The organism is Paenibacillus barengoltzii NBRC 101215, from assembly GCF_004000745.1.
Classification (GTDB): domain Bacteria; phylum Bacillota; class Bacilli; order Paenibacillales; family Paenibacillaceae; genus Fontibacillus; species Fontibacillus barengoltzii.
In genome coordinates, this window is sequence record NZ_BILV01000105.1 from 1 (window position 1) to 15,335 (window position 15,335).

Consider the following 15,335-nt stretch of genomic DNA (forward strand, 5'->3'; position numbering starts at 1 on the left):
CTTTTGCAGTTAGCGTGCCCCCTGTATCAGCAACAGCCCCCCTCTCCTATCAAAACCACAAAAAAAACCGGTTGGGACGCCTCCCAACCGGTTCAATCTCAGTTACTTTGCGTTGCCGCCTCCGGCAGCAAATCGCGACAAGCGCGCTCTAGGTACGGATCAGCGCTTAGGAAATCGCGGAACACCGTATACTCCCGCCAGAGCTGCAACACGTTCCCTCCGCCCGATTTCACGGCGCGGATCAGGATATTTTTCGGCGTATGCTCCATATCGATGAACTCCAGCAGTTGCGTTTTGTAGCCCATCACGTCCAGCAGCTTAGCGCGAATCGCATCCGTCGCCAGTGCAGAGAAGCGCTCCTTCAGGATGCCATGACCCAACAGCGGCTGCAGCACTTCGTTTTGCACCTGATTAAACAGCTCATGCTGACAGCAAGGCACGGACAGGATGACCGATGCGCCCCAGCGCACCGCTTTCTCCAGCGCTGCATCTGTCGCCGTGTCGCAGGCGTGGAGCGTTACGACCATATCCACCGCGTTAAGCTCGTCATAGTCGGCGATGTCGCCAACAAGAAACTTCAGATCGTCATACTGCAGTTTGCGTGCTAACCCGCTGCAATGCTCGATTACGTCGGCCTTGAGGTCCAAGCCAATCACGTTCAGTTTTCTTTGCTGCTGTACGGCCAAATAATGATACAGCGCAAACGTCAAATAGGATTTGCCGCACCCAAAATCAACGATGGTCAGCGGCCGCCCCGTCGGTAAATGAGGAAGGACATCCTGAACCATTTCAAGGAAACGGTTGATTTGCTTGAACTTATCGTACTTTTTAGCGAGCACCTTGCCTTCCCCGTTCATGATCCCGAGCTCCACCAAAAACGGAACCGGTGTTCCTTCCTCCAACACATATTGCTTCTTCCGATTATGGGTCAGCGTCCCCAGCGGCTTACGCGAGGGGGCTTTTTTCAGAATCGTGACCTTAAACTTCTTGCTGATCAAGACCTGATAATCGGCCTCCGCCGTGCACAGCAATCCTTGCCGGAACTCCTCAAACAACTTCGCCAGCTCGTCCGCGAAACCGTCAGCCGGGATATTTTGATGCAGCACCTTGTTGGGGTAGTGGTAGGCAAATTGATAGTGTAAACTCTTTTTGATTTCGACCGGTTTGATTTGAACCTTCGTGTATTCCGTCTCCCCCGGTCTGCGGCGGCCGCTGATCGTTGCTGTGATCAGACTGCCCTTCTCCGCCAGTTCGTTCGCGAGTTTGCGCAGTGATTCCATGATTGATTAACAGCTGCCTTTCTGCATAGTAGTCAATAAATCATAACGGTTGTTCAAAATTTAGCCTGGACGTCGGCAAGCCCTTCTTCAACTTCTTCAACCGGCAAGCCTCCCGCCGCAAGTGTATCTCGCGGTAGCGCAAGCAACCGCTGATAAAACGCTACCGCCTCTTCTTTAGTAGCATGGCCTTCCTCCAGCAAGCGGTAGAGTGCATTTTCTGCCTGGTCGTACCGGCCTTCCGCTTCTTCCCATTGTAACACCAGCCATTCGGTGTCCGGCGGAAGACGGTAAGACTTTAGCAGCGATTGCAGCTCAGCAATGGCCGAGGGCAGATCCCATAGGGAGCGGTCCGCCCCATGGAGCGCAGCGGTCAAGTATAGATGAAATGATTTGATCCAGCGCTTTGCCGCTTCGTCCGACTCTCCAGAGCTCTCGTAGACGTCTCCCTCTTCTTTGAGCAGACGGGACAGACTTTGGAGCTTGTCCGCCTCGATTTCCCCGCCGCTTTGAAACAGGCGCACGATGTCTTTGGCAGGTAAGTTCTCCAGCAGATGGGAGCTCAAGCGAAACTGCCTTTTAAACAGCTCGTCGAGCGTCCATAATGCTTCGATCTTCTTTTTCTGCTGTTTGAGCATAAACACTTTTCCCAGCATTTCCGTCATTTCTTCGATCATCTTCATCAGGTAATCTCTTCGCAGCACGGACACTCCTCCTCTCGTCCCTAAGTTCAAGGCTGGCTTCCCGCCAATTCAAAAAAAGCCGTAAAACCGGAGTTTTCCATGAAATCTCCGGTTCTTTGGCCTCGGTTCGACTAGCTGATTCTTGCGAAACGTTGTTTAGACTTGCTAGGTTTTACACTTCTACGATCTTTCCCGTGACGCTGCGCATAAAATCGGCGATGACGGCTGTGAGCTGCTCCGGCGCTTCGTACATGCTCATGTGGCCCGCGCCTTTGATGACCGCCTTTGTGACGTTGGGTCCTTCAGTCGTAAACAGCCGCGCCATCGGTACGACGTTATCGTTTTCACCTGCGACCAGCAGCAGCGGAAGCGATGTCGACTCCATCACGTCGCGGCGGTCGGGCCGCTCGCGCATCGCCAGCGCGGCTCCCGTTGCCCCTTGAGGCGGCGTCTTGTAGCCAATCTCCTTCACGCGATCCACTTCAGCTCCAAGTTTGCTGACATTGTCCGGTGCAAACAACCCCGGCACGAGCTCATCTACAAAGTGGGTAATGCCTTCAGACCGGATGCGGGAAACCGCTTGAAGCCGTTTCTCCTTCGCTTCTTCACTGTCCGGAAAGCCGGTGGAGTGGATCAAACCAAAGGCATTCAACCGATCTGGATACCGCTGAGCTAAGGATAGGGCGGTGTAGCCTCCCATCGAATGACCCAGCAGCGTGTACTTGGTGATGCCCAGCGCCTCCATCAGACCAGCGACATCATCCGCCATTTGATCGATCGTATACGCGCCGACTGGCGCAGTTGTGGCCCCGTGGCCCCGAAGGTCGGGGGCGATGACCTGATATTGTTCGGCAAGCAGCGGCTGAACCTTCTCCCAGTAAGCGGAGCTGCCGCAGAAACCGTGCAGCAAAACTACTGTTTCGCCCTGTCCTTGTTGTTCATAGGCGATCGTTGTTCCGTTGACTGTTACTTTGTCCATTACGCTACCCACTTTCATCTCAATTTTAAAGGTTGTTCAAAAAGTTATCTTCGGATCACGTGGTGAATCTTGAAGCGTGTTCGACATCGAATCTTGAACTCAGCCGGGCCTTCCGCTGCTCACGTACCCCAAACGTACGCTCCGCTGCTCAGTCCCTCGCTTCATCCAACCTTCTCACCGGAACGCCGATGCCACAGCGTCCGCGATTTCATCGGCCATTTGCATGACCTTGTACAGCGAGGTCATCTGCAGCGTCCAATAGGGCTTGGGACCGTTGACGTTCACGACTGCAGCGATGCTGTAATGCCCGACCTCAGGCAAGCTGGCTCCGACGGACCGGGCCGGTTGCAGCGGCTGGCTGGACACGAGGTACGTCCCTACGGAATCGGCCATCCCCAGGCAGGCATCGATGGCGATGATCACGCGCCCTTCGGGAATTTCGGCCATGCGCCTCTCCAGATTGGTTGCGTCACACGGCTCGCGGAGTGTCCCGATGACGTGCTCAAATCCCAGCTCGGTCAGCTTCGTTCCCACCAACGGCCCCAGTGCGTCTCCCGTCGACCGATCCGTACCGATGCACAGAAATGTAACGTCCTCACGAAGATGCCGGGCACGAATGTCTGCAAAAAAAGCCGCCAGCTCCGCGCCGCTCAGCTTCCTCCGGTTTACTCCCGCTGCCGGCCATTCCTTCTGTTCCTGCATGACCTAGACACGCTCCCTCCCGGTATTTCGTAACCTGATTGTAACGCATTCGGACGCCAGGCCGCAAAATTTCATGAACCGCTTCCCTCGTGGTACAATAGCTAATAACCCATAAATCGGAAGGATGAAAACTTATGGATCTGTCCATCAAGAGCAAGGAAAATATTGAGTTCATGATCGAAGCGATCAAAAGCAAGCTGAAAATGGCTTCCGCAGCAGCGATGTCGGCGTCCGCATTCCACGTTAACCAATATGATGATATCCGCGATGTTTATGACATCGTCATGAGCAAAGAGCGGCTCAGCATCTCCGAAGTGGAAGCGCTGGCTCAAGAACTGGGAAGACTGCGGAACAAAGCCTAACCGGTAAGCGGCTCTGATTCAGAGTTAGCGTTCCAGCTGGAACACAGTTTCGGCTTTCCCTACTTCCCAGCCCTCATCGTTCTTGATCGAAGACGGGAACGCCTCGCGGAGCTTCTGCAGCGTTCCTTCGTTTTCGTATCCGAGCTGCTCCAGTACGGATAAAGCGATCATTCCCCACTCTTCCTCGGAACCGTCCTGAATTTTAAACGTGATCCCCACGCGCTCACGGCGCAAAGCAAACGCATAAACCCCTTTAAAACCGCCTTTGGCCACGATATTCGGATCGTCCAGCAGGATCGAATCCACCCGCCCGGTGCCAGCAACCAGCAAGGGTTGACGGTTCATCGCCCCGGTAATCACTCTGACCGCCTCAGCGGTAGCCGTATCCTCGATCAAATCCGGACATGCCAGCTTCAAATAGGCGGAAGCCAAAGCGGATAACGGAAGGGCGAACACAGGAAAACCGCAGCCATCTGTACCCAGAGTAATCTGCGCTTCCGTAAGCCCTGCCAAGCCCGCCAGCGTCGTCAAGATTTCCTTCTGAGCCGGATGCTCCGGATGATTATAGCTTTCCAACGGGTATCCTTTCATTTTGCAATAAGCCAGAACGCCTAAATGTTTACCCGAACAATTATGGTAGATTCGGCGATACGTCCCGCCTTGTCGAAGCAGCTGTTCCTTGGCAACTCGATCCAGCGGCAGGCTGGGAGCGCAAATGAGCCGTTCTTCGGTCAGCCCCGTCTTCTCCAAAATTCGATTCAGCGTCTCGACATGGATCTCCTCAGCTCGGTGTGAAGCGGCCATAATGGCAATCTCCTCGTCAGTTAGCCCGTAAGCCTCCTTAATTCCGGCACGGATCCCTGGAATCGCCTGGATCGGCTTGGCCGCAGAGCGAGTAAATACGGTGGCTTGGGGATTACCCGCTCGCCCCACAATGTTTCCTCGTTCATCAACAATACAAATATGACCATAGTGAGCGCATTCCAGCAGCCCCCCGCGATATTCATTCACCAGCAAAGCTTCGTTATAGTTCATCTCTTGTTCTCTCCTTAACCTGATCCATTCCCTGCACACATTTTGCTCCATTCCTACACAGTATAGTACTTTGGAAGCCCGCTGGCTATAGAGCCATCTAGCAAGAAGCAAGAGAGCGCCAGGTATACGATAAAGGCGTTTGTGCAAACTATTTACGGTTTCATAAGAGAACAAAGGAGGCTACATCCATGACCCAACCCGAGGACCTGCAGGAGCAGTATGTCACGAGGCAAATCCGGGCTGCCCAAGCCGGCGAGTATCCTGAGCATAAAGACATCGACGAAGCGGAGAACGGCTCCATGGTGAATGACATGGAGGATCTCATTCAGCTGGGAGAAGATATGGAAGCTATGCAAACCAACCGGGAAGATAAGAAGGACGGCTTGCTGCCTGATCCCGGACAATAAATATAAGCAAAAAAAGCGTCGCCCCCATATCCCCAAGGCAACGCTTTATGTGGTGTTCATATGATTCATGATTTGCTTCAGGCGTTCGGTCGCCCGCTTCTGAATGCGGGATACACTCATCTGAGAGATCCCCAGCTTCCGGGCAATGGACCTTTGGGATTGCCCTTCCTGATAAGCCATCAACAGAACCTGCTGTTCTTGCGCCTTTAATTGTCCCAGCGCTTGTTGCAAATCCATGCGGTTCTCAAGCGCATCGTAGTCGTCCGCATCCGCACTGATCATTTCACCCAGCGTTACGGCGCTTTCGTCCGGTGATAAGGGCGAATCCAGGGACACGTAATGATAACAATCCCGTCCGGCCAGCACCTCAACCGTTTCTTCCACCGAGAGCTCCAGAACCTCCGCGATCTCCTGTACATTGGGAGATCGCTCCAGCTTCAGCGTCAGCTCATCAATCGCCTGCTGAACCAGCGCTCCCTTTTCTTTAATTCTCCGCGGCACTTGAATATACCAAGACTTGTCGCGCAAATAATTTTTCATATGTCCGATCATGCTCTTCATCGCATACGGTTCAAACGGAATACCCAGCTCGCTGTCATACTGCTGCAGCAAACGCACTAATGCCATTTCGCCCACCTGGTAGAGGTCTTCGTACAAATCCGGTCGATTTCGAGCAATTTTCGCGGCGGCCATTTTGACCATCGAATCGTATTTCCGGATTAACTGCGTGGCGATCTCATTGTCTCTGGTTTGCTGGTACAGCTGAATGAGGCGGGTAGATTCGTGCAAAGAAGCTTGGGGAGCCGCACGATCGGTCATACCTTCTCTTCACTCCTCTGGAGTCGGCGGACCATCGTCACCCTTGTGCCTTTTCCGGATTGCGTTTCCACGCGGACGTCGTCCATGAGCGCCTGCATCAGATAGAAACCTAATCCGCCAATCGGGGCCTCGCTCAACTCTTTTTCGTGTAGAGTCACGCCTCCAGCCTGTCGCCACGGCTCAAAGCTCTCCCCTTCATCTTTGACCGTAATAGACAAAGCATCCGTTAAGATCTCAAACGTGATTTCCATTTTGCCGGCATCCTGCTTGTACGCATACAACACCGTATTGTTGCAAGCTTCGGATACCGCCACTTTCATGTCTTCAATTTCCTCGTACGAAAATCCCATCTTGGAAGCAATACCGTACAGATTCAGCCTAACAATATCCACGTATTCTGCCGTAGCCGGTAGGCTGATGACAATTCTCTCTGTTTCTTCTATCATTAAGACTCGATCCTTTCCTTATTGGGAGTTCTCCTGCTCCGCGAAAAACTTAGCGATCCCCGTCATTTCAAACAACTTCCGGATATGGTCCGGTACTTCCTGCACGTAAAAACTCGAGTTCATCCCTTGCCTAGCCTTTAAGATGGACAGAAAAATTCCGATTCCGGTGCTGTCGATGTATTTCAACTCCTTCAGATTCAGGACTAAATCCGCGTCATCGATGCCAACCAGCGGATCCATCACCTTCCGGAAATCCGGCGCTGCAGACAAATCCAACTCACCTCGCAGCGATACGGTAATAACTCCGTTTTCTCGTTGGGTTGTGGTGGAAAATTTCAAACTTTTTCTTGTATTCATGAAATACTCTCCCTGGAATAGGTTTTCTTAATACAACATAACCCAGCTTGTCCACGACTGAATCAAGGGGGTTATTTGAACGAGATCCAGACCAGACATCTATCATCTTCTCGGTTCAGCGGAGCGGCATCTTGGAAGAACAACCGACTCATCGCCTCGCGGTCGAAGTGATGACTGCAGGTCTTCAACTGCTCCTCCAGCCATGCCTGCCGCGCCTCTATGGAATTCTCCTGCCCATCTATCAACCCGTCGGTGTAGAGAACGAGATGGCCGGGCCCTTCGTAATGTAGAACCTGCGGATAGGTTTCGATTCCATCAAACAAGCCTACGGGAGGCCCCACTTGATCAAAACGAACGGGTTGCTTCTTATCCGTGTAGAGGAGGGCTGGGGGATGTCCGGCATTCACGTATTCGATCACTTTGCGCCGGGTATCCACCACAAGATAGATGGCGGTGAAATAATATTGAATCAATTTGCTTTCAATATGCAGCTGGATAAAGCGGCGGTTTAGCTCCTCAATGACCAGCTTCGGTTCCACATAGGTAAACACGGTATCTTTGAGAACAGAGGAGATGAACATACAGAAGAGAGAAGAAGAAATGCCATGCCCCATCATATCCAGCAGGATCACTGCATACTTCCCTTCACCAAGCGAATACCAGGAGTACAAATCTCCGGCCAACTCATAAGAAGGCTTGTATAGGGCATCGATTTCGAACTCCGAATCACGGATCGGGGCGCTAAGGACCGCATTTTGAACCAGCGACGCAAGCTTCAATTCCTCCTGGATGCGCTGATCCCGGTTCCGATGCCAGTCCTTCTCCAGCTTCAGCCGCAGTGCCAGACGAATTCGCGCCATCAGCTCCACCTTGTTGATCGGTTTCGTCACATAATCTACAGCTCCGGCATCCAACGCTTCCGCCAGCTTGTGGGAATCCCCAACGGCTGTAACTACGATAACAGGAATCTCCTTCAGATGTTCGGAGCGCTGCAAGATCCGACAAGCCTGAATCCCGTCCATCTCCGGCATCATCATATCCAGCAGGATCAAATCCACATCAGATGGTCCGCTTTCTTCAATCAAATCCAAATCTTTGACACCAAGCCGCTCGAACATGTCCCGGGCTGAAGTGACGGTGACCGTGTTGCGATAATTTTCCTTCTTTAAAATCTCACGTATGATCATGGTATTTGTCGGATTGTCGTCAACGATCAATATTCGCATCATTATCTCCTTATCCAATGAGACTTAGAAGTGCTATACGAATCATATTGAAAAAAGAAGGAACGGGGCGCTTTCCCGTTCCTTCTCGATTCACAATGCGGGCAAGGCTTGAGTAATAGAGTACATTACCCAGTCCATCTTTGGTTGAAACGGCAAATTTGAATGGCGTTTCACTTCCGCTTAACTTCGATACTTCTGCCAGACATCGGCGGCGACATCCACCCATTTGACCCAATTCGCCGATTTACGATTCGTTTCTTGCTCCGGCTGCTCTCCTTCAGCTTGCAGCGGCTGGAGTGAAGGTACAGAAGTTGCCGGGGCCGGAGATGCCGGAGCTTTACGCTTGGCCGACAGCGGACGGCTGGCGATACGGCGGGCAAGGGCTGCCGAAACCTGCTTTGTTGCCAACGTCACTTCACTTAGCACTTCCCCCGCATGTTTAACCGATTCCATCAGCGGGTCGATCTGCTTCATTTTGTGCTGAATGTCGCCGGTCAGTTCATTCGCTTGCCGGACGACCTGCCGGACGTCGTTGCCGAGCGCATCAATCGTTTTTTGTACGTCCTTCAATGTTTCGGTGGTCGTCTTCAGCGAATGTTCCGCCGCTTTCAGCGTCTTGACCAAATAAACGACAAGCACCACAAAGGCCGCTGCAGCCACCGCCACGCTGATCTCCCAAATCATACCTGGTTCCTCGCTTTCCGTCCTTGGGCGTTCACCCATTCTTTCCTTAACTATACACGAAAATGGGCGGAAGTGTGCGTAGAACCGTGAAATAAGATTACTTCTTTCGACGTAAAAATGAAAAAACCGCTTGGCCACTTCCTTACTCAAGAACGGGGCCAAACGGTGATTTGATTTATTTCAGGACGCTGCCACCAAACATAAAGCGGTAAACCCAGGAGCCGTCAAGCTTGTCGACAATCACTCCGCCAGCTTCATTAGAATAGGTGTGCAAGAGCTGACCGTCGCCAAGATAGATCGCAACGTGGGTAATCCGTTGGCTTTGCTTGTCGATTCCTTGGTAAGACTTGGCCGAAGAGCCTTTGTAGCTCATGAAGAAGACCAAATCACCGCGCTTCAATTGATCGATGCTGTATACGGCTGTTCCATTGCTCTTTATGTAATCCCCTTGTTTACGGGAATCCGCAGGGAGCGTGATGCCCAAAGCATCCTTATAGGCTTGTCTAACGAAATCAGAGCAGTCAAACGTATCCGTATTGCTGCGGCTGGAGCCGTACTCATACGGAGTGCCAAGGTATTTCATACCGGCTTGAATCACCTGCTCGATTTGCTGGCTGATCCCAATGGAAGGAGCGGGAGTAGGCGTTGGCTGAGGTGTGCCAGATTGTCCTCCAATTTCCAAATATTTATTATTCGTACTAACGTAACCTTTCATCCCGTCTGCCGTCTGTACTTTATAGAAATTCTCATTACTTTGCTCGAGAATCGTTAACGTCGTCCCTTTGCGAAGCATCGTAATGACGTTGCCCGAGGTGGACGGTTGGTCACGCAGGTTGACGCCGTAGGTCACCGTTGCAGGCAAGTTGAGCGAAGGTTGGGAAGGTGTAGTGCTTACAGTTTCCAGTTGAATGTACTTTTCGCTCGTACTAACGTAACCTTTCATCCCGTCTGCCGTCTGTACTTTATAGAAATACTCATTGCTTTGCTCGAGAATCGTTAACGTCGTCCCTTTGCGAAGCATTGTAATAACGTTGCCCGAGGTGGACGGTTGATCACGCAGATTGACGCCGTAGGTCACCGTTGCAGGCAAATTGAGCGAAGGTTGGGAAGGAGCGGTGCTTACAGTTTCCAGTTGAATGTATTTTTCGTTCGAACTAACGTAACCGGTGCTCCCATCTTCGGTTTGTACGAGATAGAAATATTTATTGCTTTGATCCAATACGGTGACTTCGGAGCCTTTTTTCAGAAATCCAATCACTTTCCCCGATGTGGAAGGTTTGTCACGGAAATTGACACCGCCGACAATATGGCCTTTGGTGATCGATTGTGAGGTTGCAGTTGCGGCGGATGCCTGATGAGGGACGGCTGTATAAGTAGAGAGAAGAATGGCACTCAACAATGTGATGGCTACGCTTCGTTTCATTTTCATGGGTGTTATCCTGCCTCCTAGTGTAAGTTCTTGGTGTTCGTCTTGTTCCAAAATCTCCTTTCTTTAGTTCTTGCACCCATTATAACGATTGTCGAAATTAGTCTAAATCGGTCGAAGATCACTTTATAGAAAAGCGCTTTCAAAGACAATGGCCCTAGATTTTACCTATCGGAATTAGAGGCAATCGACCTATAAAAACTGGACGAATGTAACCTATAGCAGCCCTCCCCGTGCAATGGCACCGGATTTCTGCAACGAAAGTACCCGATTTCGCATGTAACCGCATAAATTACATATTAATTCCAATTTATCCAATCGGCCTATTTTTTAGGGACAAATGCCCGCTTTTCGCCAAAAAAGCCCGAACGGCAGGCTTGGTAAATGTTACCTTAGGCCTGTCCATTCGGGCTTGTTTTCACCTTCATCCTAATTCTTCAATCATCCTTATGACTTCCCGTCCAAAATCGAGTCCTATCTTTCTTTAGGCTCAATATGAACGTGAACATGCATGACGTTTTGCTTCTTTCTCATCCGTTCCTCAACCCGGTCACTGATCTTATGACTTTCGATCACCGTCAATTGCGGATCTACCTCAATGACAACATCGACCAGCACGTGATTCCCGTGAACCCGGGCCTTTAAGTCTTTAATTCCTTCCACGCCTTGAGTTCGGGCAATGGTGCTGCGCAGGTCGCCCAGCTCCTTTTCATCAAATCCATCGGTCAGATTATGCGTCGATTGGCGGAAAATATCCCAAGCGGTTTTACAAATAAGCAAACCTACCGCAATCGCAGCAACTACGTCCAGCCACGGCAGCCCGAATTGAGCCCCGATAATCCCAACTGCTGCGCCCACACTCACCAGCGCATCCGACAAATTATCCTTGGCCGCCGCCATGAGCGCCTGATTGTTAATCTGCTTCGCCAGCCTGCGGTTGTAAGCATAGACTCCGCCCATCGCCAGAGCACACACAATAGCGATCAGAGCCGACAGAATGTCTGGCTCGCTATGCACACCTTCGATCAATGACCGGACCGCACCAATGATGACTTGGATACCAACCATCGCCATAATAAAAGAAGCGACTAATGCAGCAATCGTCTCCGCACGAAAATGACCGTAAGCATGGTCGGAGTCCGGCGGCTTCTGTGAGATTCTAAGTCCGATCAGCACTGCCACCGAAGCCACGATATCCGTAAGGTTGTTAAACCCGTCGGCAAGCAGCGCGCTTGAATCAAACACAAACCCGCTGATTAATTTGAAAGCGGACAGCAATAAATAAGCGGCAATGCTTACCCAAGCTCCGCGTTCCCCTTTGCGTATATCGTCGTAAATATCCAAGTCCCGCACCTCCAGACTTCTCCCCGAAGCCAATAACCTACTTCTTCAAGCTCTCAGTTCAAAACAATACATCAAAAGCGTTTTATCATCGTAGCAAATCAACCCCGTGTAAGTCTAGAGAAACAGTGTTGCCCCCGGGAAAAGCAAGCCTTCATCATTATTCCCGTTGTACGCGCATTTAAAAACGTATAAAATAGGGACACCCCCTTTCCAATGTCAAGGAGATGATCAGCGTGACGGAAAATCAAGAACCACGTAAAATCGATTTGGCCGAAGCGATGCGCCAAAAACTGCAACAGAAAAAGCAGCAGCAGCAAAACGGCAACAAACCGGGATTGAAAGACAGTTTTCAAACCAAAACACTGAAGAGCCAAAATAATAAGAAACCGAACAACCAGCGCCGCCGGACGGGCGGCTCGTAAGAACGTAAGAGGTGCAGTAAGAGGCCCATGCCGCAATCGCATGGGCCTCTTCTAATTTCTGATCGAGTCAGATACAGTTAGTTCCTCGGTGTAATTTCCCACTGAATCCAAGCCGCGTCGCTTTCCCTGCATTCACCGTTTAGCTCCAACGCCACGGTCCATCTTTGCTCATTTCGTACCGTAACGAGATGGCCCTCGCCTTCTTTCGCCGGTTGGATGCACAAGTCAAAGCTTGCGTCCGCAATGCGCAGACCTTCCAGTTTGCACTCCTTATCGTGCCATGCGCTAGGAAGCTGCGGCTTCAATTGTAGCAAACGCCGGTGTGCCTGTGGACGGACGCCAAAGAAGTGACGGATCAACGGGACCGCCAGCGCGTAAAGGGTCCAAGCCTGTACAACACAGCCGTAGTCTGGAGACATTTCCGTGAAAGACCCGGGCAAAGCCACGGAGAAGGTGCGCAGCAAGCGACGCAGCAGCTCCAGCGCTTCGTCCGGATGGCCGTTAGCCGCTTCAGCCACAGCGTGGACCCCCGTTGAAATCGTCATCGTCCCTTGCTTGTAAATCCCTGATAGATACGTTCCGTATGGACCGATAAACTCCTCCGTCCGCATCGTCGCAAGCGCCCTAGCTGCTTTGTCCGGATCCGCGATCCCCACCTCCATAGGGGTAACGATGACCCAGTTCTTGTTTAATAGCCATGCCTGGTCACCTACATGACCGGTCGTTCGTTGCAGCAAACTCCTAATATATTCCTCATACCCGGCGATTCCTTGCTTGCGGGCAAGGGAGATCATCACATCTGCCTTGGCCTCAACCGCTTCACGAGGGGCAATCGCATCACCGTACAGACCTTCATCTTCACACCAGTACGCCTGATTCACGGCAGCTACCGCCCGTTTCGCCAGCTCGCGGTATTTGACGGCATTTGCAGATTCACCAAGCTGCTCGCTCATCGCGGCCATGGCCTGAAGTGCTTTCGCCGTATAAACTGCGCTGTCGATCAATTCCATGTTGAGCCCTGCGATCTCAATAATGCCGTAACCGGAAGGGAATAAGTCCCCGTCGCCGTCCATTTCTCCAAGGAGCCAATCCATCCCTTTCACGCAATATTCGTAATGGCGACGCAATAGTTCTTCGTCGCCGGTCCACTCAAATAAATCCCATACAAATGCGATGTAATGTGCCGTCTCTTGGGTATTCCCCGGATTCGCAACCGCCCCCATCGTCGTGATCTCGTGGACGATTCTACCGTTGCCGTTGACTTCTTCCGATTTGCTTCGCAGCAGCTCCAGCGTGTCGATCGCCAGCTGGGCGTCTCCGATCGCAAGCACGCCTTGCAAAGCATACGTACTGTCACAGCCGAACCACCACGGGTAAGTGGGCCCCCCGGCTGTTAGGCCGCGACCCAGTTGATCTACGGTTTGCACTAGCCATTGATTGTTCCATTTGGCCCAGGCAAACGCTTCGTTCAACAGCGTCTCTCCGGCAATTTCCAAGCGCGCTCGCGCCTCGATCTCTCGATAAGCCGCCTGTTTTTCCGCCAGAAGTGCTTCGTACCGCAAGGTCAATCGCTCATAGGTTTGAGTGCATTCCTCTTGCGAGGCACACGATCCTGCAGCAAACAGCCGAAATTCAAACGTCTCCTGGCCGGCCAACTCGATCTGCGCCCGAAACGCAACGCCGCAACCCGCTCCGGCAGTGAACTCAGGCCCATATAACGACGTTCCCGTTTCTACATGGGGCTCCGGCAAGTCCGTACCAATCTGTACGAACCACGGATGTGCCGAATCCTTTACCAGAACCTTGCAATCCGCTGTTTCCATTGGTTCGTCCCGTTCGCCATCGACAATCCCCATATGATCCGAGAACCACACCGGGCGAAGGTCCGTCCGGGCGAGCAATTCCAATCCTAGCCGCACGGTTTCTCCTTCGTAAGCCTGCACTCGGTACTTGGCGATAAAGCCTTTTTCCCGCTCAGGTGCAAATTGAATCCGCTCGATGGACACCGGAATATGACTGAGCCCATGGTCATACTCGAAGCGGCTTCCCCAAGGCTCGTTCGTAAACGTATCCGCCCGAGTCCAAACGGAAATCCCCCGATCCAAATCGGTTACCTTCAGCCAGAAGCCGTCGAGCAGCTTGATTGGATGCAGCCATACACCTCCCATTTCATTGGCGACATGATGCCCGAAATCGGGAAAAGTCCCGTCCTGCGCCCCGCAAATTTTGATATATTCCCCGGCGTTGTAATATAAGTTAAACGGATGTTTGCTGCTTAGTCCGGTCATGAACATTCTCCTCATTGTTAGTAGATTCGCTTAGCCCTTAACGGCCGAAGAGATGGAGATCCCTTCGATGAAATACTTCTGGACAGCAAAGAATACGATCAGAGCCGGCAGCATCACAAGAATTGTGGCCGCCATCAGCATATTCCACTCTACGTTGTACAACCCCTTGAACATGGAAAGCCCCAGTGCCAGGGTATATTTCTCATTGGAATTCAAATAAATCAGCGGACCTTGGAAATCGTTCCAAACCCCCATAAAGGTAAAAATGGACACGGCAATCAACGGCGGCATCGATAAGGGGAGAATGATTCGAATAAAGATCTGCAGCCGGTTGGCTCCATCCACAAACGCTGACTCGTCCAGATCCCGCGGGATGCCCCGAATAAATTGACGAATCAAGAAGATGTTAAAGGCACCTCCTCCGAAAAAGGCGGGCACAATCAAAGGCAGAAACGTATCCACCCAGCCTGCTTCCTTAAACATGATGAACATCGGAATCATCGTGACTTGGGAAGGCAGCATCATCGTCGCGAGCAGCACCAGGAACAGCGTCTTTTTTCCCTTAAAACGAAATCTGGCAAAGCCGTAAGCACACAGTGCAGAGGAAAAAACCGTTCCAATCAGAACTGGTACTAAAATCGTCAGCGTATTCAGTAAAAAATTAAAAAACGGAATCGCCTGAACGGCATCGGAATAGTTGCTCCATAGCCACTTCGCCGGGAAGAAGTTGTCCTTAAACACTTCCGCCGGCGTCTTCAGGGATGTAAAAAAAGTCCACAACAGCGGCACGAGCACGACCGCAGCTCCGGCTATAAGGATCAACAGGCTCAGGATCTGGGCCGGGCTGAATCTCTTGGTCGCAAGGTTCATCGTGATGC

Annotated in this window: 17 protein-coding genes; 3 read left to right on the plus strand and 14 right to left on the minus strand. The window is 51.7% G+C overall.

Going from position 1 to position 15,335, the window contains the following annotated elements; genetic code table 11:
- Positions 1-98: 98 nt before the first annotated feature.
- The 4 genes from PBA01S_RS21085 to yyaC all read right to left on the minus strand — a co-directional run bounded on the left by PBA01S_RS21085 (position 99) and on the right by yyaC (position 3,641).
- The gene (locus tag PBA01S_RS21085; protein ID WP_127576671.1) at positions 99-1,280 is read right to left on the minus strand and encodes a class I SAM-dependent methyltransferase; all 1,182 of its coding nucleotides are present in this window, start codon (positions 1,278-1,280) and stop codon (positions 99-101) included.
- 53 nt (positions 1,281-1,333) lie between these two features.
- Positions 1,334-1,981, minus strand: coding sequence for a DUF6483 family protein (locus tag PBA01S_RS21090; RefSeq protein ID WP_255315408.1), 648 nt, complete (start codon positions 1,979-1,981; stop codon positions 1,334-1,336).
- A 151-nt stretch (positions 1,982-2,132) separates the two neighbouring features.
- Entirely contained in the window at positions 2,133-2,939 is an 807-nt protein-coding gene (locus tag PBA01S_RS21095) for an alpha/beta fold hydrolase (RefSeq protein WP_127576673.1), read from the minus strand.
- A 174-nt stretch (positions 2,940-3,113) separates the two neighbouring features.
- Positions 3,114-3,641, minus strand: a complete 528-nt coding sequence (yyaC, locus tag PBA01S_RS21100; protein WP_127576674.1) for a spore protease YyaC — start codon at positions 3,639-3,641, stop codon at positions 3,114-3,116.
- Between the two features lie 134 nt (positions 3,642-3,775).
- Here yyaC and PBA01S_RS21105 point away from each other — a divergent pair, with 134 nt between their 5' ends.
- Entirely contained in the window at positions 3,776-4,003 is a 228-nt protein-coding gene (locus PBA01S_RS21105; RefSeq protein ID WP_009226836.1) for a DUF1128 family protein, read from the plus strand.
- Between the two features lie 24 nt (positions 4,004-4,027).
- Here the strand turns inward: PBA01S_RS21105 and PBA01S_RS21110 are convergent, their stop codons facing one another.
- A complete protein-coding gene (locus tag PBA01S_RS21110) occupies positions 4,028-5,038 on the minus strand; it encodes an asparaginase (RefSeq protein ID WP_127576675.1) in 1,011 nt (336 codons plus the stop codon).
- 188 nt (positions 5,039-5,226) lie between these two features.
- Between PBA01S_RS21110 and PBA01S_RS21115 the strand changes: the two genes are divergently transcribed.
- Positions 5,227-5,445 (plus strand): hypothetical protein, encoded by a 219-nt coding sequence (locus PBA01S_RS21115; protein ID WP_016310854.1) that lies wholly within the window; start codon positions 5,227-5,229, stop codon positions 5,443-5,445.
- Positions 5,446-5,490: 45 nt separating this feature from the next.
- Here PBA01S_RS21115 and PBA01S_RS21120 read toward each other — a convergent pair whose 3' ends face one another.
- From PBA01S_RS21120 to PBA01S_RS21150, 7 genes are all read right to left on the minus strand, one after another.
- A complete protein-coding gene (locus PBA01S_RS21120) occupies positions 5,491-6,264 on the minus strand; it encodes a sigma-70 family RNA polymerase sigma factor (protein WP_127576676.1) in 774 nt (257 codons plus the stop codon).
- The gene (gene rsbW, locus PBA01S_RS21125; RefSeq protein WP_016310852.1) at positions 6,261-6,710 is read right to left on the minus strand and encodes an anti-sigma B factor RsbW; all 450 of its coding nucleotides are present in this window, start codon (positions 6,708-6,710) and stop codon (positions 6,261-6,263) included. Before rsbW ends, PBA01S_RS21120 begins: the two co-directional genes overlap by 4 nt.
- An 18-nt stretch (positions 6,711-6,728) precedes the next feature.
- Complete coding sequence (locus PBA01S_RS21130) at positions 6,729-7,067, minus strand: STAS domain-containing protein (protein WP_127576677.1); 339 nt, start codon at positions 7,065-7,067, stop codon at positions 6,729-6,731.
- Positions 7,068-7,138: 71 nt separating this feature from the next.
- Positions 7,139-8,293: a PP2C family protein-serine/threonine phosphatase gene (locus tag PBA01S_RS21135; protein WP_085170672.1), complete on the minus strand. Its 1,155-nt coding sequence runs from the start codon at positions 8,291-8,293 to the stop codon at positions 7,139-7,141.
- Between the two features lie 180 nt (positions 8,294-8,473).
- A complete protein-coding gene (locus tag PBA01S_RS21140) occupies positions 8,474-8,977 on the minus strand; it encodes a DUF948 domain-containing protein (RefSeq protein WP_085170671.1) in 504 nt (167 codons plus the stop codon).
- Positions 8,978-9,152: 175 nt separating this feature from the next.
- Positions 9,153-10,406, minus strand: coding sequence for an SH3 domain-containing C40 family peptidase (locus PBA01S_RS21145; RefSeq protein WP_127576678.1), 1,254 nt, complete (start codon positions 10,404-10,406; stop codon positions 9,153-9,155).
- 471 nt (positions 10,407-10,877) lie between these two features.
- The gene (locus PBA01S_RS21150) at positions 10,878-11,747 is read right to left on the minus strand and encodes a cation diffusion facilitator family transporter (RefSeq protein ID WP_085170670.1); all 870 of its coding nucleotides are present in this window, start codon (positions 11,745-11,747) and stop codon (positions 10,878-10,880) included.
- A 233-nt stretch (positions 11,748-11,980) separates the two neighbouring features.
- Here PBA01S_RS21150 and PBA01S_RS21155 point away from each other — a divergent pair, with 233 nt between their 5' ends.
- Positions 11,981-12,169 carry a hypothetical protein gene (locus tag PBA01S_RS21155; RefSeq protein ID WP_085170669.1) on the plus strand — a complete coding sequence of 63 codons (189 nt, stop codon included), beginning with the start codon at positions 11,981-11,983 and terminating at the stop codon, positions 12,167-12,169.
- A gap of 77 nt (positions 12,170-12,246) precedes the next feature.
- Here PBA01S_RS21155 and PBA01S_RS21160 read toward each other — a convergent pair whose 3' ends face one another.
- Together PBA01S_RS21160 and PBA01S_RS21165 are read right to left on the minus strand one after the other, a co-directional pair.
- A complete protein-coding gene (locus PBA01S_RS21160; RefSeq protein WP_085170668.1) occupies positions 12,247-14,457 on the minus strand; it encodes an alpha-L-rhamnosidase-related protein in 2,211 nt (736 codons plus the stop codon).
- A 30-nt stretch (positions 14,458-14,487) separates the two neighbouring features.
- Positions 14,488-15,327, minus strand: coding sequence for a carbohydrate ABC transporter permease (locus tag PBA01S_RS21165; protein ID WP_085170667.1), 840 nt, complete (start codon positions 15,325-15,327; stop codon positions 14,488-14,490).
- Between the last annotated feature and the right edge of the window lie 8 nt (positions 15,328-15,335).

What these genes read in the sequence shown, in the direction of transcription:
- PBA01S_RS21135 (WP_085170672.1), bottom strand. Translation starts at nt 8,293, where the DNA reads ATGCGAATATTGATCGTTGACGACAATCCGACAAATACCATGATCATA.
- PBA01S_RS21130 (WP_127576677.1), bottom strand. Translation starts at nt 7,067, where the DNA reads ATGAATACAAGAAAAAGTTTGAAATTTTCCACCACAACCCAACGAGAA.
- PBA01S_RS21160 (WP_085170668.1), bottom strand. Translation starts at nt 14,457, where the DNA reads ATGACCGGACTAAGCAGCAAACATCCGTTTAACTTATATTACAACGCC.
- PBA01S_RS21105 (WP_009226836.1), top strand. Translation starts at nt 3,776, where the DNA reads ATGGATCTGTCCATCAAGAGCAAGGAAAATATTGAGTTCATGATCGAA.
- yyaC (WP_127576674.1), bottom strand. Translation starts at nt 3,641, where the DNA reads ATGCAGGAACAGAAGGAATGGCCGGCAGCGGGAGTAAACCGGAGGAAG.
- PBA01S_RS21145 (WP_127576678.1), bottom strand. Translation starts at nt 10,406, where the DNA reads ATGAAAATGAAACGAAGCGTAGCCATCACATTGTTGAGTGCCATTCTT.
- PBA01S_RS21165 (WP_085170667.1), bottom strand. Translation starts at nt 15,327, where the DNA reads ATGAACCTTGCGACCAAGAGATTCAGCCCGGCCCAGATCCTGAGCCTG.
- PBA01S_RS21095 (WP_127576673.1), bottom strand. Translation starts at nt 2,939, where the DNA reads ATGGACAAAGTAACAGTCAACGGAACAACGATCGCCTATGAACAACAA.
- PBA01S_RS21120 (WP_127576676.1), bottom strand. Translation starts at nt 6,264, where the DNA reads ATGACCGATCGTGCGGCTCCCCAAGCTTCTTTGCACGAATCTACCCGC.
- PBA01S_RS21085 (WP_127576671.1), bottom strand. Translation starts at nt 1,280, where the DNA reads ATGGAATCACTGCGCAAACTCGCGAACGAACTGGCGGAGAAGGGCAGT.
- PBA01S_RS21115 (WP_016310854.1), top strand. Translation starts at nt 5,227, where the DNA reads ATGACCCAACCCGAGGACCTGCAGGAGCAGTATGTCACGAGGCAAATC.
- PBA01S_RS21110 (WP_127576675.1), bottom strand. Translation starts at nt 5,038, where the DNA reads ATGAACTATAACGAAGCTTTGCTGGTGAATGAATATCGCGGGGGGCTG.
- rsbW (WP_016310852.1), bottom strand. Translation starts at nt 6,710, where the DNA reads ATGATAGAAGAAACAGAGAGAATTGTCATCAGCCTACCGGCTACGGCA.
- PBA01S_RS21140 (WP_085170671.1), bottom strand. Translation starts at nt 8,977, where the DNA reads ATGATTTGGGAGATCAGCGTGGCGGTGGCTGCAGCGGCCTTTGTGGTG.